The following is a 24,043-nucleotide window of genomic DNA, read 5'->3' as shown; positions in this document are numbered from 1 at the left end:
CGGACCGGCTGTCCGGTTGGGCACCCAGCGGCATGCCTCAATCCGTCATCGCAGCTCGAACTGGTCTCGCAGCAGGCCCGTGTGCAGCCGCACCGTCCGGCCGTCGGGCAGCGTCTCCAAGACCTGCACGCCGTCGTGGTTCAGCAGCTGCCGCAGTACGGCGGCGAAGCCGTCGGCCGCCCTGGAAGCGGGCAGGCCGATGCGCTGTGCCAGTGCCGTCACCGGAAGGGTGCCCCCTGCGTCCAGCAGCGCCCGTACGGCCTTCTCGACCCGGGCCAGCTCCGGCGGGCGGGGCCTGCGGGCGAGCAAGTCCACCTGGGCCTCGAAGATATCCGATGCCATCAGCGCCTCGACCAGCGCGTCATCCGGTGACACCGGTGAGACCGGTTTCTTGGAGAGCAGGGCGTCATCCCCTTCCGAGGGGACCTGCGCCACATCGAAGAGCGAGTCGTGGCTCCTGGCCAGCTCGGCGTCCGCCTTCGCCCGCTTGGATGGCTTCTTCGCCGGGGCGGGCGCCACGGCGGGCCGTGCCGGCGTCCGCTCGTCGGCTGCCGTGTCGAGCGGCCACCACGGCGGCTGCTGGCTGCCCAGCTCACGCCAGCCGCTCGGTGGCTCGGCACCGAAGGGCAGGAAGGCCAGGACGGGGATGGCGACTTCGGCCAGGGAGGCACCGCCGTGGTAACCGGCCTTCTGCGAGGTGTAGCGGGAGTCCGCGTCCCAGAGGGCGACGATCTCGCCGCCGGGCTCCGGCGCGACCACGCGCGGTCCCGAGAGCGCGATCTCCGTCTCGGCGAGCGGGCCCTTGCCGGAGCGGTGGCGGGCCGACTCCACACGGTCGGGGTCGGCCTCGACCCGTGCCCCGTGCCGGTCGATGACATGCCCGTGGTCGCTGGTGAGGATCACGGCCCGGCCCTGGGTGGCGGCGAAGTGCAGCAAGTCCCGCAGTCGCCCTATGTCCCCGAGCCGCCAGGCGCCGTCGCCGAGCTTCTGCTCGGTGGCGAGCCGGTCATCGATGGTGTTGAGCACCACGGCGACATGTGTCCGGTCACCGACCAGCGCCTCGTGCAGCTCGGGCCCGAGGGGCGCACCGCTGGTGTCGCCGCGCAGGTCGTCCTTGTGGAAGACGGCCACCTCCTCCTCGCCCCAGAAGCGGTGCTCCGGGAAGAGCCTCTTCTCGTCGCCTTGGGTGCCACTCATGAGACGTGCGGCGAACAGAGAGGTGCGCGACACGGCCGTGACGGTGGGCAGCGCGGCGGCCATCGCCCGGCGCACCGGGGTGCCCTTCGCCTTGGGCAGCGGGTCGTACTCCACCCAGTGCTCGCGCAGTTCCTCCCCGAGCTGGGCGGCGATGGCGGCGCTCATCCCGTCGAGGACCAGAAGCAGCACCCGGCGCTTCCCCGCCTTCACCACAGGGGCGACGACCTTGGGCAGGAAGGTCTCCACCGTCAGCATGTCCTCCGGGGGCCTGCCGCCCGCCGTCCAGGCCGCGAGGGACCGGGCGAAGTGGCGGTCGATGTCCCGTCGGCGGGCGCGTACGGAGGTGCCCAGGGCGTCGTAGGCCGACTTCAGCGTCGCATCGGGGTCCCCGCCGGACTCGATGTGGTCGAGCGCGAGGTCCACCCATCCGGTGTCGGTAACCTGCCGTCCGATCCCGGCCCGCACGCTTCCGCTCTCCGCCTCGCCGCCCGTCGCCGGTTCCGTGGCGAGCCACTGGGTGAGCCGCTGTGCCATGCGCGCCCGTTCGATACGGGGCCGGGCATCGGGTTCAGGTGCGAGCCGATGGTCGTCGAGCGCGGCCACCGCTTGTGCGACCCGCGCTTGGTCTCCGGCCGACAACGCTTCCCCGACGGCGGTGAAGCGGGCCTCGAGCCCCGCGGCCAGTAGGGGGCTCGTACGGGTGGCTCGCTCCGCGCCGAACTGCCGTGCCAGGGAGGCCGCACGGTCGCGTACGGAACCGGAGAGGCGCCGCGCGGTCGCCGCCGACTCCTCGTGGGCCGACCGTCCTGTCAGCAGCAGCCCCGAGACGTACTCCTCGCATGCGCGGCCGAAGGCCGCCACCAGGGTGTCCAGGGCCTCGCCGTGGGCGGGCGGCTCCTCGCCGAACCAGCGCTCGGCCCGCCCCCGGGCCCGGTAGTTCTCCGCGTCCGCCGCCGCGTCGGCATGCGTCCACAGCGCGGCGCAGACCAGGCCGAAGGCGACGGCGTCCGGCCCGTGCTCGGCCTCGACCAGGGCGAGCAGTGCCCGTCCGGCCTGGCCCGCCTGGTCCGACGAGCCGAGGAACTCGCGGATACCGGCCCGCTCGGGCGCACGCAGCGCCAGATAGCGGTCCGGGCCGCCGGACGCCAGCGACCACCGCAGCAGCGTGTGGATGTCGAGGTCGTCGCCGTTCGCGGACAGGCTGTGCTCCTGGTCGCGGTCCGGGTCGTACCGGCCGATGCCGAGCCTGCGGAGCGTGAGTTCGCTCAGCGCCTTGTCCCGGGACAGCACCCCGCCCGGAAGCCGCGGCCAGCCGCCCGGCGGGGTGGCGTCCAGCAGCGCCTCCGCGGCCCAGGTCTCGTCGACCAGCCAGCGGTCGGCGCTGACCGCGCCGAAGGATTCCCGGACGACGTCCCACGAGTCCACCACGTTGACGCGGTGCCGGTGCGCCTTGGCCAGCAGGTCGGGGCCGAGTTCGGCCTCCTCCCGGTCGGTGAGCACCACCAGCACGTCGGGGCCGGGCGCCGCCGGCGCCTGGTGCGCCAGTACCAGCTCGTACGCGGCGAGCGGCGAGGGCGCGGTGGCCACCGACGCGTGCCGGTGCTCGCCCCACGCCAGCTCGGCAGGGCCCTCCCAGCGCGGCGCGGCGCGCAGCAGCACGGCCCGGCGCTTGCCCGGGTCCAGGCCGCGCTGGGACGCCAGATACTGGGCGATGGTGGCGGAGTTGAGCCGTGCCGCACTGGTGGTGGGCCCCGCGCTCGTGCTCGTCGTCGTGGTCGTCACCGCACCCGCCTCGTTCCGCTCATTCCACGACCCGCCAGCTGATCTCGATCGTCGCGTCGGGATCGGTGGCCGTCAGTTCATCCAGTTCGGCCCGGAGCTGGGCGATCACCTGGGACGCCTTGGCCCGTCCGCCGCCCGACCGGCGCGCCGCACGAGGGCCGGGGAGCGGGTGGTTGGTGGACACCGGCGGCCGGGCGGTGTCGTCGTTCAGGCTCACCGCGTCGGGCGTGGTGAGCTGGGCAGGCGGGGACACGGGGACCGGCGGGACCGTGGGGGTGGGTGTGGGCTGCTGCGGGCGGGCTGCCGCCTGGCTGCGTTCGATGACGGAGACGATGGACTTCCGCGCGTCTCGCAAGGCGTCCTCGAGCCGCATCGTGCGCTGATCCGCGCGTGCCGCGCCGCGCAGCGCCTCCAGCACCGCCTCGCCCTGCGGCCCGTAGTTGGGCGCGAGCTTCAGCATGTCCCAGGCCGCGACGACCAGCGCGTCGGCGACGGTCTTGGCCTGCTTGATCGTGGCTCCGTAGCGGCCGGCGGACGCCTCGCCCAGATCGAACGTGGCGAACGTGGTGATGACCTGCTTGGCCGCCGCCGAACCCCCCGCCGTGGTCTCGGAGAGGTCGCGCAGCTCCTTGAGCAGGTCACGCGAGCGGCGGGCGAGGGCCAGCCTGCCCGTCGCGGACTCGTCGGCCCCGTCCAGGCCGAGCAGCTTCGCGTGCTTCTCCAACTCCTCGACCAGCGTGTCCACATGCGGCTTGTAGTCGCGGGCCTTGGCCGTGATCTGCCGGGCGAAGTGGCTGACCAGCCGGCCCCGGCGCAGCTTGGGGGGCTGCTCGCCGAAGATGTCCCAGAACCGGCGCCCCGCCTCCTCCCAGACCGCTTCGTCCGGGAGCGGCTGGGAGCGCAGACCGTCCTGGGGCTTGATGGCCGATAGTTCGGGCGCGGGGTCGAGCAGCGAGCCGGCACGCACCCACACCCGGTCGTCCATCTCCGCGTACGAGGCGATGACCAGGTTGACGAGGAACGCGTCGAGGCCCATCGGCTCGGGCCGGTCGATCCACTCGGCCAGCTTGACCACGCTCAGGTCGCCCGGACCGCCGTCGGTGCGAGCCTGCAGGTTGACGTGGTCCACCCAGCGGCTGGAGGGCCGGAAGTAGACCTCTCCCTGCTGGCCGAGCCCGAGGGGCGCCGCGATCCGCCGCATCAGGAGCCGGTCCTTCGAAGGTACCTCGACCTGCCGCTCGGCGGATTCCGCCGCCGCCCGGATGTGCCCGAACACGGTACGGGCCTGCGCGGGCGTGACCGCCGTGTGGGTGCCGTCGGGGTCGAGGTCGGGGTGCGCGGGGTACTGGTGCGCCAGCAGCTTCTTCGCGATGTGCCGGGCCCCGTCGGACAGCGACTGGCCGATGGAGACCTTGAGATCGGGCACGTCACGCAGCGACTCGAAGTGGTCCTCGAAGGACACGTCGACGTCGGACGCCTTCTTGTCCGCGCAGCCGTACGCCTGCTTGAAGGCCGCCGTCACGGTCTTGATCAGGGACTCCCGCTGCTCTTCGAGAAGCACCCTGGCACGGGCCCGGTTGTCGGCGTTGAGGTGCTGGGCGTAGTGGGTGTCGAAGCGCCGCTGGTCGGCCAGTGCGTAGTCGATGACGACCAGCTTCTGAAAGTCCTTGTAGCGGGGGGCCGACAGATAGGTGGGGATCCAGCCCACGGTGCGGGTCCCGGTGCCGGACTGCTCGCGCAGCGCGCGCAGCCGGTTGACCGCCTCGACGGAACCGTGCTCGCTCTCCTGGTACGGCAGGTCGACGACCAGCCGCCACAGCCCGTCCTGGCTCGGGGAGAACTCGTGGTCGGGCAGGTTCTCCTGGTCGTTGACATCGCCGATGACGACTTCCGCCGTGCGGTTCGAGCCGCGCCAGACCAGCGCCAGATCATCCGCGCTGCCCAGCCGCTCGTGCACCTCCAGGCCCAGCTCCTTGGCCAGGAGCCGCCTGGCCAGGGCCCGGCGGTTGGAGCGGTTGTTGTTCACGTTCGCGTTGGCGATGACGGAGTCGACGTCCACCCCGGCCAGTTCGAGCCGCACGCCGGGGTTGACCTTGGTGCCGGTCGCCTTGATCTCCACGAAGCGCGAGGCCCATTCGTCCACCTTCGCCCGGATGATGCCCACTTCCGCCCCGGGGATGGGGGAGAGGACCGAGCCGTGGTTGAGCGCGCCGAGCCGCCGGATGGTGAGGTCGCGGAGGGCGGGCACGCCGGGGGCGAGCGCGGACAGCAGCAGCGTGCACATCAGCCGGTTGTCGCCGACGAAGCCCCGGCAGCGTTCGAGGAGCTGCGGGTCGGTGATGGTCTCGCGGCGGTGCCGGTAGCGCTCGACGTCCTCCTCGGTGATCTCGTAATTCCCGAGGAGGTGCGGCCGCAGCTTGGTCCGGTACAGCTTGTCCGCGACCTTGAACTCCACCTTGAGGCTGTCCACGAACGGCCTGTCGCCGCCGTCCGCGATGACGGGGTAGAGGTCGCCGAGGGGGATCAGGTTCTCCAGCGTCGCGTCGTCCCGGTGGTCGGCGAGGAGCTGGCCCATGAGCTTGAGGCCCGTGCGGGAGCGCTGGAGCGCGGAGGAGATATGGACGAGCGTGTCCATGAAGGCGGGGGAGAAGGGGTACGTCAGCCGGAACGACTCCTCGTCGGCCCCGGTCGTCGCCTCGTCCGAGCCGAGCAGCACGTCCCAGATCTGCGGCCCGACGCGCTTGATCTTCGCGAAGGCGGCGTCCAGCTTGGCGGCGGCCTCGGCGTCCTTGGGCGTGAGGAGGCGGGCGTGGGCGATCTGGGGGAGGTTGCGGTCCTCCAGGGTGATCTTGTCGAAGCGGCCGGAGGCCAGGTTCAGGCTGTCCTGGATCGCGGTCTCGGCGGCGCCGGAGGTCTCCTCGCCGACGAGTTCGCGCAGGTCGCGTTGGCGGGCGATGAACGACACGATCGGGATGGCGCGGCGGGAGTCGGCGCCCTCCACGAAGTTGGTGATCTTGTCGGTCTCGCGGGAGACGAACTTCTGGTCGTGGATGCGGTTCGCGAGCCACAGGATCAGCTCGTCGAGGAAGAGGATCAGCCCGTCGTAGCCGAGCGACTTCGCGTGCTCGGCGATGACGGCGAGACCGGCGTCGAGGGAGATGAACCCGTGCTCGTCCTCGGCCGCGTGCCGGGCGAACCCGGGGAACCAGGTCATGCTCGCGTCGTGGACCAGCTTCGCGCGTAGCTCGGCCGGAGTGCTGGGGTTGACGAGGTTCAGGTTCACCTCGCCGCCGTCCAGCTCCTCGGCGGCGAGCGCGGTGTCGAGCAGTTCCGGCGTCCAGGTGAACGGATCGCCCCACTCGTCGTCGTCCTCATCGGCGGCGCCGGTGGCACCGGGGGTGGGGGCGTCGGCGAGCCCGGCGATGAAGGCTTCGTCGCCTACGCGGTGGCGGTGGGAGCGGATGTCCTCGAAGAGCGAGTCGGTCCGGTAGACCTGCGGGGTCGGGGCGTCCTTGTGCTGGGGCAGCGACTTGACGTGGCTGACGTAGCCACCGAGGACGCGCTGCTCCAGAGACTTCGCGCCGAGCATGTGATACGGGACGAGCAGGAACCGCTTGCCGTCGGCGCCCAGCCACTCGTGCTTGGTCAGCACCGGGTCGAAGTCCCCACGGCTGCGGACGGCCGCGTCGCCCCGGAGGAGGGCGTGGAGGACGGCCATGAAGTGGGACTTACCGGAGCCGAAGGAGCCGTGGAGGTAGGCGGCCTTCGAGGTGTGCCCGTCGAGGGCCGCCTTGATGAGGCTGAGGGCCTCGTCGAAGTTCTCCAGGAGGCGTTCGGTGACGACGTAGTCGCGAAGGGCGCGGGCAGCTCCTTCTTCGGTGACGGCCTCGGCGAGCTTCAGCACGAAGTCGGAGGTGGAGATCGACGTCTTGATGTCGATGACGTCGCGGAGGAGAGGTGCCGTGCCGGTGGCGTTCGGGGCCATCTGTGTCTCGCTTCTCCTGGTTCCTGCGTCCCTGGGTGCGCGTGAGCGCGTGGGCCTGGACAGCAGGGTCTCCCCCCTGGCCCGGGGCGGCGACGGTTACGGATGGTCTCCGCGCGGCCCCGGTGTGTTGTCGTCAGTCGTCGTAGTCGTCGTACGACGACTGTGGCCCGTCCACGATCGTAACGGTTTGCGTAGGGGAGGGAACCAGCATGCGGGACGGGCCGGGAGCGGGTGGAGTGACCGATGGGGGAGGGGGACTACAGGTTGTCGAAGTCTCCGGCTTCTATTCCGGCCTTGTGGTCCGGCTCAGCGCAGGTGCGTGATGAATGTGGACCAGGCCGTCCGACTGATGCGTATGACGGGACCGGCGGGGCGCTTGCTGTCGCGGAGCCAGACCCCGTGGGAGAGGCTGTCGGCGACCTCGACGCAGTTGCCCTGCCCGCCGCTGTAGCTACTCGTACGCCATGCCGCCTCCATGAGGTCTGGCGATATATCGGTTTCATTGCTCACGACTGGTACTCCTTGGCGACGCGACGGATCACAGCGAGCGATTCCGTCGGTGGCAGCGCTGCCGTGCGTGCATCGTCGAAGAGTTCGCGATAGCGAGCGACTTCGAGTTCCCGCTCCATCCAGATGTTGCCGGTCGGAGTTTCTGACAGCACAAGGTCGAGCGATGCCAACTGCGGAAAGCTGAGAAGTAGGTACGGCCCGAACATACTTGAGTGCGCACCACGTGAGAACGGTAGTACCTGCACAGTGACGTTGGACTGCTCCGCCATGGCAGCCATGTGCTCCAGTTGCGCTCGCATCACGGCTGGGCCGCCAACCTGCTGCCGCAGGACTCCTTCGGACAGTACGGCCCAGAAGTCCATGGGCGTTTCGCCGACCAGTCGTTCTTGTCTGGTGAGCCGCACCTGGACGAACTGTTCGATCTCCTCGGGCGTCTGCCAGGAGCGCGAGGCCACCGTCACTGCGCGCCCGTACTCCGCAGTCTGCAGGAGTCCGGGGACGAGTTGCACTTCGTACGTGCGGATGCTGTCGCAGATGGCCTCCATCTCGATCTGGTCGCGGTACGCATCGCCGAGTACGGACTCGTACTGACGCCACCAGCCGTCGCGACGCCGACGATTGGCCCTGCGCGCCAGTGCGGCAAGGCGCTCGCGTGCCTCGCTGTCTTCGATGTCGTACGCATGCATGAGGGCGTTCAGGTCCGGTGTGCGGACGGGAACGTGACCGTTCTCGATGCGGCTGATCTTCCCCTTGGTGCAGTCGAGGACTTCTGCTGCATCGGCAGTGGAGAGGCCCGCGCTCTCGCGGAATCTGCGGAGTTCGTCGCCGAGTTGGCGCCCCAGCACGGTGGAGGGTTTGACGGTTGGCATACGTCACTACCTATCAGTGCCTGGGGCTTGATGGCTCCCGAAGTAGCACGAACGAGTGAATCGAGAAGCGATAACTCATGCAACGTTGCGCGAGTCTGTGTGGCGGGGGCAATCTGCTCAGGACGGTTCGAACCGCCATCAGTCCACAGGGACTTGATCGACAGCTACCTACCCCCAGGGGGCGTCATGGCAGAGCACTCCACCGCTTACGAAGTGAAGTTCCGGCTGCCTCGTCGGCGGAGCAGCGTGCCCAGAGCGCGTGCGTTACTGCATTCCGCGCTCGGTGAGTGGGGTATCGGACAGGCGGCGGAGACTGCTGAGCTGGTCCTCTCGGAGCTGGTGACCAATGCGATGCGCGTGCGTGTGCCGCGTGACCGGCTGGTCGGAGTACGGATCGTGTGGCTGATGGAAGACGGCCTGCTGCGTCTGGAAGCCAGCGACGCAGGCGAAGGGAAACCCGAGGTGCGGGCGCCCGGCGAGGGCGAGACGGGCGGGCGTGGGCTACTGCTCGTGGAGGCGCTGGCTGATCGTTGGGGTTTCGAGCAACGCGCGTGCGGGATCGGAAAAACCGTCTGGGCCGAGTTGAGGGCCCCGGACCGCGTTCCTGAACGCAGCCGTGCTGAGATCGCTGCGGCAGCGGTCCGCCCGGGTCAGTGCGTACGGGTGTGGGGCGCCTGGCGGACGGTCCAAAGCGTGAGCACTGCGCCTTCTGCGTCCGCCGGCGACGGGTGCAGTGTCGTGCTTGAGCTGGACGACAGCCCGGCGCTGCGGATTGATCCCACCGCGCCATTGACCGTGCGAGACCCCGGTGTGTCCTCCCCGCACAGGAGCGGAGAGGACGCACCGGGGTAGCGATCAGCCTTTGGCCGAGCGCCGGCCACGAGTGGCCGGGGCGGGCCGCCAGGCCCGCAGATCGTCATCGGTCAGGTCGTGTTCGCCTTGCTGGGTGGCGCGGTAGCCCGCGAAGAAGGCTGCGGGAGAGCTGCCGTAGAGCGGGTCGAAGTCGTTGTGCCACTGGTCGAGCCAAGGCTGAAGTTCGAGCAGGCCCGCGAGGAGCGGCGTCATCTCCTCCGAAGACAGCCCGTCGTGGTTGGTGAAGTATGTGGCGAGCGCCTGCGCCTGCTCTCGGTGATCCCAGCCCGTCCAGCCGAACAGCTTCGGCGTCCCGGAGATCGCGCCGGTCGCATACGAGATGAACCGCTCCTTGGGTACGTCCAACTTGCCTCGGGCCCGCCAGTAGGACGGCTTGAGGAAGTCGGCCGAGGTGTACTTCGGCGGCACCGGGATGATGTCCCGGATCTTCCGCTTGGCGGGTTCGTCCGGAGCGGTGTCTTCCTTCCGCTGGAGATCCCAGACCTGCTCCCAGTCTTCACGCTTCTTCAGGCCACTGGGCTTGTAGCGGAGCGCGGGGAGGAACGGCACGTGCTCCTCGGCGAGGAGATCGGTTACGACGGTCGCTAGCTCTGTGCGGGGTGCGTACAGCTCCGCGACGGACACGAAGTCCTCATCGAGGGAGAGGGCGGAGGTGAGCTGATCGCGGGTGAGGATGGTCGGCTGCCCGTCCGGGAACCACAGCTCACGGTTCTCCATTCGGTTCAGCAACCACGACTTGAGCGCACGCTCCTGGAGTGCGTCCCACCCCTCAGTTGCCCAACGACGCTTATATTCAGGGCGCTCAACCATGCCGATGGCGCGAGAGGTCTCGATGGCGTCGATGCGCTTCTGGATGACGGCCTTGTAGACGTCGGACCAGTGGTCGGGCAGCTCAGTGATGGGCTTGGAGTTGTGCCGTTTGAACCACTCGTCGGAGGCTTCGCCCTTCTCAACACGACGGGCGAGAACAATTTCGAATGCGCGCTCGCCGAGAGCAAGTTCGGGGACTTCTTTTTCAGGGGTTCGAAGGTCTTCTGAGTGCAGGTGGTAGAGCGAGTAGGTCTGCCAGTCCAGCTCCTCCTGGAGCGAAATCATGCGGGCGCGAGTAGATTCCCATTTTGCGCGTGCTTCACTGAGGAAGGAAAACGTAGGAGTTGGAGCGGAAATAATTTTCTGTGTTGAAGGGGTCGAGGTGGAGAGCTGCTGAGCGTGAGCGTCCAAGGCGGCGCTCAGAGTTATCGGATAACGCTCAGGTACGGGGAAATGCTGAAGTTTGGTTCCTGTGAATTCGTAGAACTGCTCCCAGAGTTCTGTTTTGATTCCGGATTGATGCCCCTCTGTTCCTTTGCTGTGGCTCATCATCTTGAGCCAGAAGCACGCGGTGGAAGTGTTGAGAAGTCCTAGGAGGCCGAGGTGTTGTGTCTTGTTCTCCGCATCCCGCAATTTGATCACGGGTGCATGGCGATTGAAAAACCTGCCTCCATAATCCAAGACGAAGTGATTGTGCGTTGCGACGCAAGCAAAAGCTATAGAGAGGGGCGTGCGTAGCTTGCTGGCTGTCAGGCGTCCATATTCAGACCACAGTAGTCCTCCTTGGATCTTCGTCTTCCCGCCGAACAAGATGCTTCGGGAAATTTCCGTCCTTCCTGGCCACATGTATCGGTGCAGCTCGCGATTTGATTCGACATTAATGGCTGAGAGGTTCGAGTCGTAGGGGAATACGGCCGTTTCCATCTCCCCCTCGGACCAGTCCCGCAATGTGTCGCCGGTTACCATGGGGCGTGTGAAGGCGTCCGGTAGTCTGTTTCTGTGTGCGCTATGAAACGGCAGAAGATATAGATCATCACTGAGGGTGAACCCTGTAATTCCCACGGAACTGGCAATGCTGCTGATGCGACTCTTGGTGCTGGCATTGATTTTTTTAACCATTTCTAGCCCGCCGTCGGCCAGCATCCATGGCTGCTTGCCAAAATACTCTTCGCGTCCCAGGTTATCTACAGACACCCATTGGCTAGTTGACCCAGGGTCATCGATCTGCTTGGTAATGGCCCTCCAGACCAAGCCTTCTTCAGCGTGTTCCGGTGTGGCCGGCTCGCCCTGGATGCTGCGAACGGTCCGCACTGAATCCGCGCGAATGCTTCCAGCTCGTCGCCGCCCAACAAGAATGACAGTCGGTGTTCCATGCCCCGGGATAAAAGCCCCAGAGGTATCGATGACTTCTGTCAATTCGACCTTATGGGCGAAGTACTCTTCAATCAGCTGGGTTCCGAACTCTCGCTTCATGAACGAATTGGCGGTGATCTGGCCAACCATGCCGTACCCCCGCCCACCAGGTCCACCTGTCTTTGCTAGCTGGAAAAAGCGCTCAGCAAAAGGAACGGATAGCGCGTATTTGCCAGCGCAAGACAAGTATAGTTCTCGATATAGTTTATTAAGGTTTTTGTCTTTGACTGTGATGTAAGGCGGATTTCCTACGACTACGTCGTACCGGCCCCGAGTCAAGATCCCCTTATGGTCGCGGATGTCTTCCGTGGCGTAGGAGAATTCCGCCAGCTCGTCCTTTTGGTCGGTGACGAACTCTAGTTCACTCTGTCCCTCGGTTCCGCGTACGCCGATCTCAAGCTGACGGTCTTGGATAAGCGAGTCCCCGACTGCCAGGTGGATAGGCCAGTCGTACTTGCTGGCCTTTGTCAGCGTCCGCACATTCGCAGCAGCCATCCCAGCCATCAACAACCGGAACCGCGCAATCGCCACCGCGAACGGGTTGATGTCCACACCGTGCACCGCGTTCAGCGCATCCCGCACCCGCTCGTGCACGTCCCGCCCCGGCTCTCGCTCCGCGAACAGCCGGACCATCCGCCGAAACGCACCCAGTACAAAGTGCCCCGACCCGCACGTCGGGTCGATCATCTTCAGCTCGCCGAACGTGCCGCCCAGCTCCCGTACCACCGGGTCCATCGTCCGGTCGAGGATGAACTCCTCCACGAACTCCGGTGTCTGAAGCAGCGCATACGTCTTCCGCGCCGACTCCGACAGCCACTGGTACAGGTCACCCAGGAACCGGGTGTCCCACCCCTTCGTGGGGTCGTCCTCGTCCAACGGGTCGGTGAAGTCATGGACCAGCCGGTCAGCGTCCTCGCCCTCACCCCGCTCGCGCCAGAACTCCACCAGCGCCCGCGCCGCATCATGTGACAGCGGAATCTGGTACAGCGGATTGCGCCGCTTGTCGAACAGCAGCTTCCCGGCTTGCCCCGCGCCCAGTTCCTCGAACGCCCGCTCCAGCCACCCGCGATACGTCGGGTCCGGGTCCTCCTCCACGTACTGCGCATACCGCGCCTCCGCCAGGTCCCGACGCTCTGCATCCGGCCCCGTCAGATACGGCTCGGCAATCAGCCGGTTGTCCTCACAGAACCGCACGAACACCGTGCCCAAGACCCATGCCACGGCGACCTGCGTGACCCGTTCGTCCAGCCACGCGTTCCACGTCGCCGCCGTACGACCCAGCTTCCGCGCCTCGTCGTACTCGGCCCGCAGCCGACCCGCGACCGCGTCGGCCGCCCGTACCCGCTCCACGCGGTCCGCCGACAACTCACTCTGAGCCGAACCCGACCCCAACCGCGCGTCCAGCCACGCACTCCACCTCGGAGTCGCTGGATCCGCCTTGCTCGCCTCCTCGTACTCCTGCCGCAGCGGTTTGAGGACCGACTCCCCGTCCTTGACCTGCTTGGCGAGATCCACCTCGATCGCCTTGACCTGCTTGATCAGGTCGGTCCGCAGCGCTGGAGCGTCAATCACGTCGTCACAACTCCCGTGTTCCCCGTTGTCCCCAATGTGCCCATTGCCTCGGCGGCTCCCACCCCGCCACTAGCCGTCCCCCGACAGGCCCGCGCGCGCCGCCAACGCCTCGGCCCGGTGGGCGTTGGCCACCCACGACTCGGGCAACTCGACCCATTCTCCCAGCCCGGACTGATACGGCACAGCAACCGCGCCCAGCCTCGGCGGTCGCGCCGGGTCGCTCTGCGGGCACAGCAGCCACAGCCCGCGTCCACCGTCCCGCGCCGCGTCGGCCAGCCGTTCCAGCACCGCCATCGCGTCGTACCGGGCGAACGCGCCCGCGTCCGTCAGCAGCACAGGAGACCCCGAGCCCGGCCCCCGCGCCCCCGACACCAGCTCCCGCAGCCGGGGCTCCACCGCGCCCCAGCTGGTCCGCGCGTACTCCCCGAACCGCATCGCCGCCTTCGAGCCCGGCTCCGCCGCGTCCGCGCGCAGGATCGTCTCCCACGTCGGCTTCGGTCGCGGGTCCACCTGTTCGTGCAGGGCCCGCACAAACAGGTCGGTCACCGACACCGCCTCCGCGCCGAAGCGTTCCGACGTCAGCTCGCCCACCGCGCGGCTCGCCAGCCCCGTCCGTACCGTCAGCACCCGGAAGCCGTCCCGGCGGGCCGAGGCGAGCAGCCGCTCCTCGGCCACGGCCGCGCCCGCGAGTTGCGGGTCGTCGGAGTAGCGGTGGGCGGTGAGGACGCCGGTGGCCTGGCGGGCGGCGTCCGACGACAGGTACGTGGACTGGCCGTCCCGCTGGCGCGGGATGTAGCGCAGCGTCCCGTGGCCCTCGCGGGTCTTCAGCTCCAGGTCGAATCCGGCCTCCCGCAGCGCCCGCGTCAGCGGCCCGTCCGTCGGCAGCGCGTGCCCGCGCCGCTCGTTCAGCAGCTCGGGGAAGCGGGCCCGGACCCGTTCGTGGATGTCCTTGGCCGTGAGCCCCGGCTGCCGCTCGTCCGGCACGCCGGGGATGCGCGGCACCAGGCCGGCCTGGGTGAGGCGCAGCGCCCGTACGAGCGGCAGATCGCGGGGGTAGATCTCCAGGCGGGGCGTCGCGGCGGCCCGGCGCGAGGCGGCGGCGGCGATCTCGACGATGCGCCGCTCGTCCCATTCCACGGCCGGGCTCGGAGGCGCGATGGCGCCCAACTCGGCAAGCACCGTGGCCGCCGTCGGCAGGGTGTCGAGGTCCGCCAGCCGGTCGGCGACCTTGCCCAGCCGCTGCGCGTAGTGGAGCAGACCCGGCCCGGAGGGGGTCTCGGGAGCGTCGTCGGGGCCGACCTCCAGGGCCAGGAGCCCCGCGCCCATGCCCTCGTCGGCCGCGTCACGGTTCGGCGTGTGCTGGAACTCGGCCTCGTCCGGTACGAGTTGCTCGACCTCGACCACCGCGCGTACGGCGGCCAGCGCCAGCGCCCGGCGCTGCTCGCGCTCCGGGAGCTGGGTGCCGCGCCGCACCGCCAGGGCGTCGGCGATCTCCGCCGCGGAGGCGACCCGGCCCAGTTCCCGCAGCAGGTCCAGGATCTCGGCGCGCAGCACCCGCACCGCCGGGTGCTTCTTCCACCCGGTGCGCTGCTTCTTCAGCATCTGCGGGATGCGGCCCGCCGACAGCCCCAGCGCGCTCGCCACATCCTTCTGCTTGGGCCAGACGCCGATGTCGGGCAGGGCGCCCCGCTCGTCGGGGAGCCGGAGCAGCAGCCGCACCATCTCGCACTCGTTGCGGTTCGCCTCGTCCTTCTTCAACTCCGGTACGAAGATGGTCGCGAGCGTGTCCAGGGTGACCCTGCGCAGGGCGCGTTCGGGCAGGCCCTCGGCGTCGCCGTTCTCCGCGATCGCGGTCGCGAGTGCGGCCTCCGCGACCGACAGCTCCTCCTTCGCGTCCTTGCGTCCCTCGGGGGTGAGCGGGGCGGCGGGCTGTTCGGCGAGCCGCTGCCGCCATTCCTTGATGCGGCGGAGGACTTCCTTACGGGTCTTGGCGCCCAGGCCGGGGGCGTTGACGAGCTGGTGGCGGCTGTAGTCGAGCAGGCCACCGACGTCGTTGACGTGCAGGCCGTAGACGAAGGACTGGGCGGCGGGGCTGAGGCCCGAGGCCGAGATGGGGGTTTCCCGGTCGGCCTCGGCCGCCAGCCGGTCGCGCTGCTGCTCGGCGCTCTCCTCCTCGGCGGCCGGGATCGGGGCTTCCTGAGCCTTTGCGGGCGACTCCCCGGTGCCGCCCGTACTGCCCGTACCGGCCGCGCCGCTCGCACCGCCCGGCGTGGCGGTGGGCTGACGGGAGCGGCGCGACGACGGCTTCGCCTCGTCCATGGCCAGGAAGATCTTCTTCCAGGCGTCCCGCATCGGCTTGAGATCGGGGTAGCGCCGGCCCGCGTCCCGGTGCAGCGCCTTGCGGAAGAAGTCGACGAGGCCGTCGCGCACCGCCGGATCGAAGGCATCGGCCGCGATCTTCGGGTACGGCTCCTTCTCGGCATCGGTCTGGCGCGGCGAGACCCGGCCGTCGCCCCAGACCGGAAGCTCCCGGGAGGCCATCTCGTGGAGGGTGACGGCCAGGGCGTACCGCTCGGCGTGCCCGTCGTAGACCGAGCGCTCGGTGAGCGTGCCGATGAACGGGTCCAGGTAGCCGTCCGTCCCGGCCCCGGTCTCCTGCACCGGATAGGCGGCCAGCGAGAAGTCGATGAGCACCAGCTCACGGGTGCGGTTCGGGCGGATGCGGATCGCGATGTTGTCCGGCTTGATGTCGCGGTGCCACACGCCCTCGCCCTCGAGGAAGTCCACCGCGCCGAACAGGTAGTCGCCGTACGCCTCGAGCTGGTCCACGGACAGGCGGCCGAACTCCCGGAGCTGGCGGGCGACGGTCTCCTCGCGCCGCCTGCTCCTGCGCTCCCCGGGCCCGGCTGGTGCGCCGTCCTCGGCTTCGCGCTCGTTCCCGACGTACTCCATGACGAGAACGGTGCGGCCGCCGATGCGCTGCGGCTCCGGCTCGACGAGGCGGATGATCCGCGAATCGGGGCGCAGCCGTCCCATGATCTCCGCCTCGCGGGCGAGCATCTCGCCCTTGCTGTCGGAGTTGGCGACCTTCAGCACCGCGAGGGTCTTCGAGAAGCGCACCTCCGGGCCCGCCGTCAGGTCCCGTACAAGGAAAGCGCGGCTTGTCGACCCCGTACCGAGGCGGCGCCTGACCTCCCAGCGGCCGGCCAGCACATCGCCCGCGACCGCTTCCAGCGGATCCTTCTCGGGCTGGGCCGGCCGGGCTGGCTCCGCGGGGGCGGGCTCGGTCAGGTCCGCCTCGACGACCTCCAGCATCTCCAGGAAGTCGTCCACCGAGTCCAGGCGGTGGTCGACGTGGTAGGCGGTGGCCGCCTGCACCAGCTCGTCGATGTACCCCGACAGGCCATCCACCACGGCGCTCGGCCGCAGCCCCTCGCCCGCCTCGTACCGGGCCAGCAGCTCGGCCTGGCTGGCGGCCGGGGCCTTGCCGGTGGCCAGCAGGTAGGTGAGGACGCCGAGGCCGTAGATGTCCAGCGCCACGGGGTCGGCCTTCAGCGCGGTCAACTCGGGGGCGAGATACGGGTCGGCGCCCTCCGCGAGATGGGCGCCCGCGCGGGAGAGCGTGGTCGGCGCGAACCGCTCGCCGCTGCTCGGCGTGCCGGACCCCGGGCCGCGCTGGACGGCGACCTGCCAGTCCGAGATCTGCAGATACGGGGTGAGCCAGGCCGCCTCCTCGCCGTTCCCGTTGGTGTGCGTGCTTCCGTCCGCGCCCGCCGCCTGCTTCCGGGGGCGGGGCATGACGTGGATGGCGCGGGCCGCGAGCGTGCGGTGGTAGATCCGGCGGCCGTGCGCCGAGCGCACGGTCTCGGCGAGCTGCCGGACCAGCGCCATGCGGCTGAGGATATCCAGCTTCTCGCCGTACTGCGCCAGGTACTCGTCCAGGCGCAGCGCCCGCGGATCGAAGTCGAAGATCAGCGCGGGGCCCGCCGAGTGCCCGGCCGGGTCGTACTGCTTGAGCTGGACGACCCCGGGGTGCCGGAAGCGCCGCAGCACCGCGGCCTCGCGCCGCGCCGCCCGCTCCACCGAGGCGCGCAGCTCGGCGTCCGAGCCGCGCTCCCGCAGGTAGACGCGGATCCGGGCGGCCTCGGGCAGCTCGCTGTGCCGGGCCAGGTAGTCCGCCCAGGTCGGGCCGGAGTCGAAGGACTTCCGGTGCAGCAAGTAGGGGCCGACCTTGTACTCGGCGTCGCTCCGGCCGATGCCCACCCCCTCCAGGGCCGACGTGATCCGGCGCGACCGGGTCCGGTCGATGCGGCGGCGCTCGTCGTGAGGGGGCTCCGCCAGCATCCGGGCGAGCTGGTGCACGGTGTAGAGGCCGTGCTGGTCGTGGGCGGGCAGCCGGTTCCTCAGCGAGGAGTCGGTGAAGCAGACGGCCTCCGACACCCATACCCGCTCGCCCTCCTGGGCCAGCAGGCCGGCCAGCTCCTTGGCCTTCTTGTTCGCCAGGTGCAGCGGGTTGCCGTGGGTGATCTGCCGACCGCTGGGCTGAGTCTGAAGCCAGGTGCCGTTACGGGACTCGACCGAACCGTGCCAGTCCTTCAGCTCGATCAGATGCACACCGCCGGGGGCGACCACCAGGAGGTCCACTTCCCTGACGTGGCCGCTGTGCGCGGTGAAGGTGAAGTTCGACCAGGCCCGCCACGGGTCGTTGTCGGGGAGCTTCTCGCGGATGGCCTCCAGCCCCCGGCGCTCGTGCTGGAACTCGGATTCGGTGACCGTGACCCACCGGCCGTCCCGCATGCGCCATCCCCGCTTCGTGTCTGTCGTCGATCTGTACCGATTGCGGCTGCTCGGCAGCAATATCCCCGGCCCAGATCGTATCGGTTACGAGGTGGGAGTCGGCAGCGCTGCGACGTGCTGCCCGCAGGGGCCTGGAATCGCCGTGGCGGGAGGGGCCGAGCGGGCCGCGCGGGTCCCAATTAGTGCGCTTCATGCGATTTTGCCCTGACTGAGAAGGCTCCTGTCGCGAGCTGACGACGCGCCAGTCATTGATATGATTATGTGTTCACGGCGACGCGGGGCCGCGTCGACCAGTGCGTCAGCGATGTGCATGTGACCCCTCACCTGTATGGAGACCGCTCCGTGCCACTCCTTCGCATGTCCGGACTTTCCCTGCTGGAGCGCAGCAACGCCGGAGTGCTCGTCACGGACCTCACGGAGCAGTACCGATCCGCACTCTTCAGCAGCCCTTCCTTCAGAGAGCAGCGGTCCTGGGAGAAAAGCCTCACCGCGCTGGGGGAGGTGCTGCGTGACGCCGGGCTCGGCCAGGTGGAAGTGCTGATCGAGCAGCGGTTGCCCTTGTCCAGTCTGCGTGCGGACGCTGTCCTCGCCGGTGTGCATCCGGAAACGGGCAAGCCGTCGTATGTAGTCGTGGAGCTGAAACAGTGGAGCGCGGCAAGGCTTGTGCCGTCCACGGACGACCTGTGTCTCGTGGAGAAGCTCGACGACCAGGCCCTGCTGCACCCCGTTTCCCAGGTCCGCCGGTATTGCGAATTCCTGGAGAATTTCACCAGTGTGCTGGAATCGGGAAAATATGACGTCTCCGGGATCGCTTACCTGCACAATGCCGATGACAGGAACGTTGCGGAGCTGTTCAGGCTGCCCGATGCTCGCGCGCAGCTCTTCACGAAGACGACGCGCGGCGCATTGATGGATCATCTGCGACGCTGTCTCGCTCCAACGACAGGAGCCTCGGCCGCGGACTTTCTGCTGGACAGTCCCCGTGAGCCGAGCCGCCCCCTGATGGATGCGGTCGCGGACGAGATAATAGACGGCGGTGAATTCACGCTCCTGGACGGGCAGCAGGTCGCCTTCTCTCTGGTCAAACGCGCGGTGGACCTGTCGCGTCAGTCCGACACGAAAGAAGTCATCGTCGTTTCAGGGGGCCCCGGATCCGGGAAAAGTGTCATCGCCGCGCAGGTCATGGGGTACTTGGGTCGGAACCGTCAAAGCGTTGTGCATGCCACCGGCTCCAGATCCTTCACCACGACGCTGCAGACGGTGGTCGGCAAGAGAAATGGAAGTGTTGCGGGACTGTTCACGTACTTCAACAGCTTCGCGGCGGCCGACCGTAACGGGCTCGACGTCCTGATCTGTGACGAGGCCCATCGAATCCGGGAAATCTCCCACACCGGAAAAGGTCGGCAAATAGATGAACTCCTTGACGCGGCCAGGGTTCCTGTTTTTCTGCTCGATGACTACCAGGGCGTGCGTCCTCGAGAAATAGGCAGCGTCAAGAAGATAAGCGATGCCGCCGCCGCGCGTGGACATACTGTCCGGCGTGTCGACTTGAATGAGCAATTCCGCTGCGGCGGTAGTCGCGCATATGAGAAGTGGGTTCTCCGTCTTCTGGGGCTTGAGCCCGGTGGTCCCCTGCGGTGGACCAATGAGAAAAACTTCCAGGTATATGTCGCCGACTCCCCCCAGGAGATGGAGGATTTTCTCCGAGTGCGGCAGGAGGCCGGACTCACCGCGCGGATGACGGCGGGCTTCTGCTGGGACTGGAGCAAGCCGAAAGCCGATGGAACTCTGGTTCCCGATGTGGATATCGATGGGTGGCGCAGGCCGTGGAACGTCGATAGTAAGCGATCCCTGAACGGAGCGCCCGCTTCATCGCTGTGGGCCACCGATCCGGCGGGCTTCGGCCAGATCGGTTGTATCTACACCGCTCAGGGCTTCGAGTACGCCTGGAACGGGGTCATCTTCGGTAAGGATCTGGTGTGGGCCGGCAACAAGTGGCGCGGGAACCAGGCAGAAAGCAGGGACACATCCGTTGCGGCCCGCACGAAGCCGGCTGAATTCGAGAGACTCATCCGCCATACCTACAAGGTTCTTCTTACCCGCGGCCTGGCGGGAACGGTTCTGTACTCGGATGATCCGGACACACAGGCCATGCTGCGCGAAATGGTCAACAGTGATATCCGTGCGCCGTGGCCATCGGAAGATGCGGAAGCCACTCAAGGTATGGAGCGCTGATGTCCACAACCGCGTACATCTACGTCTCCAAGCCCTCGAGCGGCAACCTTGAAATCGGACTCAGCCGTGGCCTGTGGGGCTGGCACACCAGCGGCCTGGACCGTGCCAACCACCGCGCTGCCGTCCAGTCCCTGGAGGAGGGCGACCTCGTCGTCTTCGGGTACGGGGGCCCTGCGAATCGTGTGCCGCCCGGAGAGTGGGCCGATGTCAGCCTCCGGCGTGTCGTCGTCACCCAAGTCAACAAGCCCTACTTCATCGAGCGCACGCCGGTATGGCCGGACGCCGAATACCCCGAGCGCATCGGCATCGACGTTCTCGACGAAGAGGAGGACGTCCACGGCAGTGCTTTGGGTGCCGACGGCATGGAAGCCCTCCGGCTGTCCTCGAACAAGCAAGGCGCTGCCATCCTGCAGGCCGGCACCGCGGTTGTCGCGAACCTGGCCGATGCCCTTCCCCCAGTGGAACCCGGTTCTGGGAACGGCAGCATCGATCACGACGGGGAAGAAAACGCGGTTGCTCAGGTGCTCGTCCGACGCGAGCAGGCCAAGCTCCGTAGGCGTCTCCTCAAGGGCGCTGCCCAGGCCACGTGCGCCCTGTGCGGACGCACCCTCCCTGTCCGCTTCATCCGTGCCGCCCACATCAAGCGTCGCAGCGCCGCCAGCCGCGAAGAGCGCCTCCAGCTCGCCAATATCATGCCGGCTTGCCTCCTCGGCTGCGACGAGCTCTTCGAGCATGGCTACGTGCACGTCACGAGCGACGGCAGTATCGCCGTGAGCGACAAGGCCAACACCACCCCGCACCTCGCGGAGGCGGCCAAAGCCCTCGAAGGGCGGACAGTCGCCGACTACGGCCCCAGCCGGGAGCCCTTTTTCACCTGGCACTGCGACAACGTCGCCGGCTGAACTCGGGATCAACCGCCGATGTGGCTCTAAGCCGTTCTGCGTGGCCGCCAGGCAGCGACATCGTGCCTGCTGAGTCCATGAGAGGCCCGCAGCTCGTCCAGGTGATGCTCGAATTCCTCGGCGTCTTGAGCTTCCCACTGGCGGACCCAGGGGAGCAGTTCCTGGATACCCGCGAGAAGGGGAGTCAGCTGGTACACGGTCGTGGCGCCTTCAGGGCAGGAGACGAAGCGTTCCCGTGGGATGTCCAGGCTGCCTCGGTGCAGCCAGTAGGCAGCATGCCGGAAGTCGTGCGCGCTGAACTTGGGCGGGACCGGGAGCCCGAGCGCCTCGCCCGTCCGGTCCTCGCTGCGCTGCCGTTCCCAGACCTGTTCCCACTGGGCGCGCTTGCGCGGCCCCGACTCCTTGTACCGCAGTGCCGAGACACAGGGCACATGCTCGGTGGCCAGGACCGCCGCCAGCACGTCACCGAGAGCCGGGTCCCGCATCCCCAGGTGATCTGCCGCGTAGAGGGCGGCGACGGAACGCAGGGCGGCGTCGTCACCGACCTCCTGAGCGAGCTGGCCTGCCGTCAGGGGGCGCGGGCGGGCAGCACCGCTCCCGCGGTCGAACCACAGCCGTTCGTCCTCACAGCGGTCGAGCAGCCAGGAGCGCAACGCTCGTTCCTCGCGCTGCTCCCACGGCTCCGAGGACCACCGACGCCTGCACTCCGGGCGCTCGACGAGAGTGATGGCCGGGTGCGACTCGACGGCGTCAATTCTTGCCTGCACGATTTCCCGACAGGCGGTCGGCCAGTGTGACGGGGGCTCGGTGATGCGCGTCGCACCGTTTCTCGTGAACCAGGAGTCCGTTGCTTCTTTGTCGTCCACCTTCCGGGCCAGCACGATTTCGAAGGCGCGCTCCCCGGGGCGCAGCGGAGGCGGCGCGGAGCCAGGAGGCATGGTCAGACGGGTTTGGTCGTCAGCGGTTAGCAGCCCGTAGGAGCCGTATACCTCCCAGTCCAGTTCCTCCTGATGAGCGATCATTTGGTGACGCAGTTCTTCGTGCGAACTTCGGGCCGCGTCCAAGGCGTCCCGGTCGAGCGGGCGCTGCTGCGCGCACACGGCGCTTGGTTCACGGGCAGCGAGGCTCCGTCCGAGGACGTGCAACGCCCGCGCATGGTCGAGCGGAGGGGCGGCGGGCAGCGGAAACCGCGAGAAGGATGCCGTTGCGAACGTGCAGGACCATGCCCATTCCTCGCCCGGCAGCGGAATGCCCAGCCCATCGGATCCGATGCTGGAGTTGACCTGCTTGAGCCAGAAGCAGGCCGTTGACGAGTTGAGGACTCCCAGGAGGCCGACATACTCCTCCTCGCCCGCGGTCGAGGGCAGCCGCAGGACCGGAGCGGTTTGGCTGAATGCTTTTCCGTCCTCCTCCAGCGCGAAGTGGTTGTGTGAGGCCATATACGCGAACGTGATGGCCGGCCCCTGGATCCCGCCGTGGGGCCAGCGCCTCCAGGCCCACCAGGGCCTTGCCCGCGACGACTGCTGAGACCCGGGTGCCGCTCGCAGTACCTGTCGTATCGTCCACAGATGTCTCCCCCACGAGGTGGTGAGGTCAGGGGGGAGGGGCCCGCGATCCGCGTCATAGGGAGCCAAGACTTCCGCCGCCACACCCGCACGCCAGTCCCGTACAGTGTGGCCCGCGACCATGCCGCGACCCAGCGCGGCCGAGTCGGGATGCCTAGTGAACCAGGGTCGGCCGAGAGTGAAGACGTCGTGCCTCCCCGGGTCGGTAAGGACGCTGACCGGAGCGGCGAGAACGTCGGCCAACTGGCGTGGAGCCCAGGAAAGCACGTCCATGAGGTCCGCTCCTCCACCACCCGTGAGAGTCCACGGGAAGCGGTGGAAGCGCTGACGGGGTTCGTCCTGGACACTCGCCCATTCAGAGGTGGTGCCGGGCTGGTCCACTTGGTCGAGGATCGCCTTCCACACGATCCCTTGGGCCGGATACACCGGCTGCCTCGGTTCTCCGTGCACGCCGAGGACCGATCGCACCGGCGTGTCGCGCATGCCCGGTGCATTGCGCCCCACCAGGATCAGAGTGGGGGTCCGATGACCTGCTACGAAGAGCCTTGAGGTCCGAGCCGGAAGCCGTAAATATGCGTCGTGTGGGGCCTGCTGGAGGTGGGGGCGCCAAGCTCCTGTGCGGCATCAGTTTGTCGACGCAGTGCGACCGATGGAAGACGATCAGGGACGCCGGTAGGTCCGGTCGGGTGGCTGGCGCCGACCGAGTGCCGGAGCTCGACCGGGCGCCCCGCTGGATGGGGTACGTCCAGCGGGGCCGGGCGTGGAAGCCTGAGTTGCGGGACTACGGCTCAGCCGAAGTTCACGTCGCTGCACAGGAAGTACGTCTGGTCCATATGCGATGCCTGCCAGATCGTGTAGACGACGTGGCGGCCGGTGTAGCCGGAGGTGCTGACGTCGATCGCGTAGTTCTGGTTGGGGGCGTACTTGCCGGTCGTGGTGACCAGTTGCAGGTCACTCCACTTGAGCGGCTGGGTGGTGGGGTCGTACCCCTGGCGGGACACATACACCTTGAAGTAATCCGCACCGTGGCTGGCCTGGTCGTACAGCTTGACGGTGAACTTGCCGCCGATGTTCGTCGTCTGCCAGGCGCCCGGAGTGTCCAGCGAGTTGTAGCGGCCGCCCTCGGTGTGGCCACCGCTGCACAGCTGCCCGTCCGGAATCACCGCCGGGAAGTTACCGGCGGAGCCGTTGCGGTACAGCCCGTTCCGGTTCCACATGGTGTTCGGGTTGTCCTGCCACGCCTGCCAGCACATGAGGTCCAACTGAGCCATCTCGGGGTTCTGGAAGTCGTCTCCCCAGCGCAGCCAGCAGCCGTAGTTGCGGGACGCGGGGTCGACGACGGATCCATGGGCGCTCGCGGTGGTGGACCACGGGATCAGACAAAGCAGCGCCGCGGCCAGCAGGCCGAGGGCGCGAGATGCCCAACGTAAGGAATTGCCGCGTTCATGACACATCATTTCGCGATCTTCCTCCATCGTCCTAGAGGGAGTGAGAGAGTGATGGGAGCGCTCCCAAAGTGGGGGGTTCCCCGAG

10 protein-coding genes and 1 pseudogene are annotated in these 24,043 nt (G+C 68.1%); 3 read left to right on the top strand and 8 right to left on the bottom strand.

Features of this window, described 5'->3' with window-relative positions; translation table 11 throughout:
* Positions 1-45 precede the first annotated feature (45 nt).
* From pglZ to ACFYOY_RS01900, 4 genes are all read right to left on the bottom strand, one after another.
* The gene (gene pglZ / locus ACFYOY_RS01915) at positions 46-2,979 is read right to left on the bottom strand and encodes a BREX-2 system phosphatase PglZ (protein WP_388584205.1); all 2,934 of its coding nucleotides are present in this window, start codon (positions 2,977-2,979) and stop codon (positions 46-48) included.
* 19 nt (positions 2,980-2,998) lie between these two features.
* Entirely contained in the window at positions 2,999-6,964 is a 3,966-nt protein-coding gene (locus ACFYOY_RS01910; protein ID WP_388584202.1) for a phage resistance protein, read from the bottom strand.
* Positions 6,965-7,270: 306 nt separating this feature from the next.
* Positions 7,271-7,474, bottom strand: a complete 204-nt coding sequence (locus tag ACFYOY_RS01905; RefSeq protein WP_388584199.1) for a DUF397 domain-containing protein — start codon at positions 7,472-7,474, stop codon at positions 7,271-7,273.
* Positions 7,471-8,343 (bottom strand): helix-turn-helix domain-containing protein, encoded by an 873-nt coding sequence (locus ACFYOY_RS01900; RefSeq protein WP_388584197.1) that lies wholly within the window; start codon positions 8,341-8,343, stop codon positions 7,471-7,473. Before ACFYOY_RS01900 ends, ACFYOY_RS01905 begins: the two co-directional genes overlap by 4 nt.
* Before the next feature lie 186 nt (positions 8,344-8,529).
* On the opposite strand from ACFYOY_RS01900, the gene ACFYOY_RS01895 reads away from it, so the two are divergent.
* Positions 8,530-9,195 (top strand): ATP-binding protein, encoded by a 666-nt coding sequence (locus ACFYOY_RS01895; RefSeq protein WP_388584194.1) that lies wholly within the window; start codon positions 8,530-8,532, stop codon positions 9,193-9,195.
* Between the two features lie 3 nt (positions 9,196-9,198).
* Here the strand turns inward: ACFYOY_RS01895 and pglX (ACFYOY_RS01890) are convergent, their stop codons facing one another.
* On the bottom strand, positions 9,199-12,843 hold the full coding sequence (gene pglX, locus ACFYOY_RS01890; RefSeq protein WP_388584576.1) for a BREX-2 system adenine-specific DNA-methyltransferase PglX: 3,645 nt from the start codon (positions 12,841-12,843) through the stop codon (positions 9,199-9,201).
* 237 nt (positions 12,844-13,080) lie between these two features.
* Complete coding sequence (pglW, locus tag ACFYOY_RS01885; protein WP_388584191.1) at positions 13,081-17,808, bottom strand: BREX system serine/threonine kinase PglW; 4,728 nt, start codon at positions 17,806-17,808, stop codon at positions 13,081-13,083.
* Positions 17,809-18,165: 357 nt separating this feature from the next.
* Between pglW and ACFYOY_RS01880 the strand changes: the two genes are divergently transcribed.
* Together ACFYOY_RS01880 and ACFYOY_RS01875 are read left to right on the top strand one after the other, a co-directional pair.
* Positions 18,166-20,043 carry a DNA/RNA helicase domain-containing protein gene (locus ACFYOY_RS01880; protein ID WP_388584188.1) on the top strand — a complete coding sequence of 626 codons (1,878 nt, stop codon included), beginning with the start codon at positions 18,166-18,168 and terminating at the stop codon, positions 20,041-20,043.
* Positions 20,043-20,945: a hypothetical protein gene (locus ACFYOY_RS01875; RefSeq protein ID WP_388584187.1), complete on the top strand. Its 903-nt coding sequence runs from the start codon at positions 20,043-20,045 to the stop codon at positions 20,943-20,945. The genes ACFYOY_RS01880 and ACFYOY_RS01875 overlap by 1 nt, the downstream gene beginning before the upstream one ends.
* Positions 20,946-20,971: 26 nt before the next feature.
* On the opposite strand, the pseudogene pglX (ACFYOY_RS01870) reads toward ACFYOY_RS01875, so the two are convergent.
* A pseudogene (pglX, locus tag ACFYOY_RS01870) lies at positions 20,972-23,050 on the bottom strand (BREX-2 system adenine-specific DNA-methyltransferase PglX); the annotation flags it as partial.
* Positions 23,051-23,298: 248 nt separating this feature from the next.
* Positions 23,299-23,967 carry a lytic polysaccharide monooxygenase gene (locus tag ACFYOY_RS01865; RefSeq protein WP_388584184.1) on the bottom strand — a complete coding sequence of 223 codons (669 nt, stop codon included), beginning with the start codon at positions 23,965-23,967 and terminating at the stop codon, positions 23,299-23,301.
* Between the last annotated feature and the right edge of the window lie 76 nt (positions 23,968-24,043).

This window comes from Streptomyces sp. NPDC007875 (assembly GCF_042868035.1).
GTDB classification, from domain to species: Bacteria; Actinomycetota; Actinomycetes; order Streptomycetales; family Streptomycetaceae; genus Streptomyces; species Streptomyces antimycoticus.
Note: the sequence above shows the minus strand (reverse complement) of the source record. Positions and strands in the feature narration are given on the sequence as shown.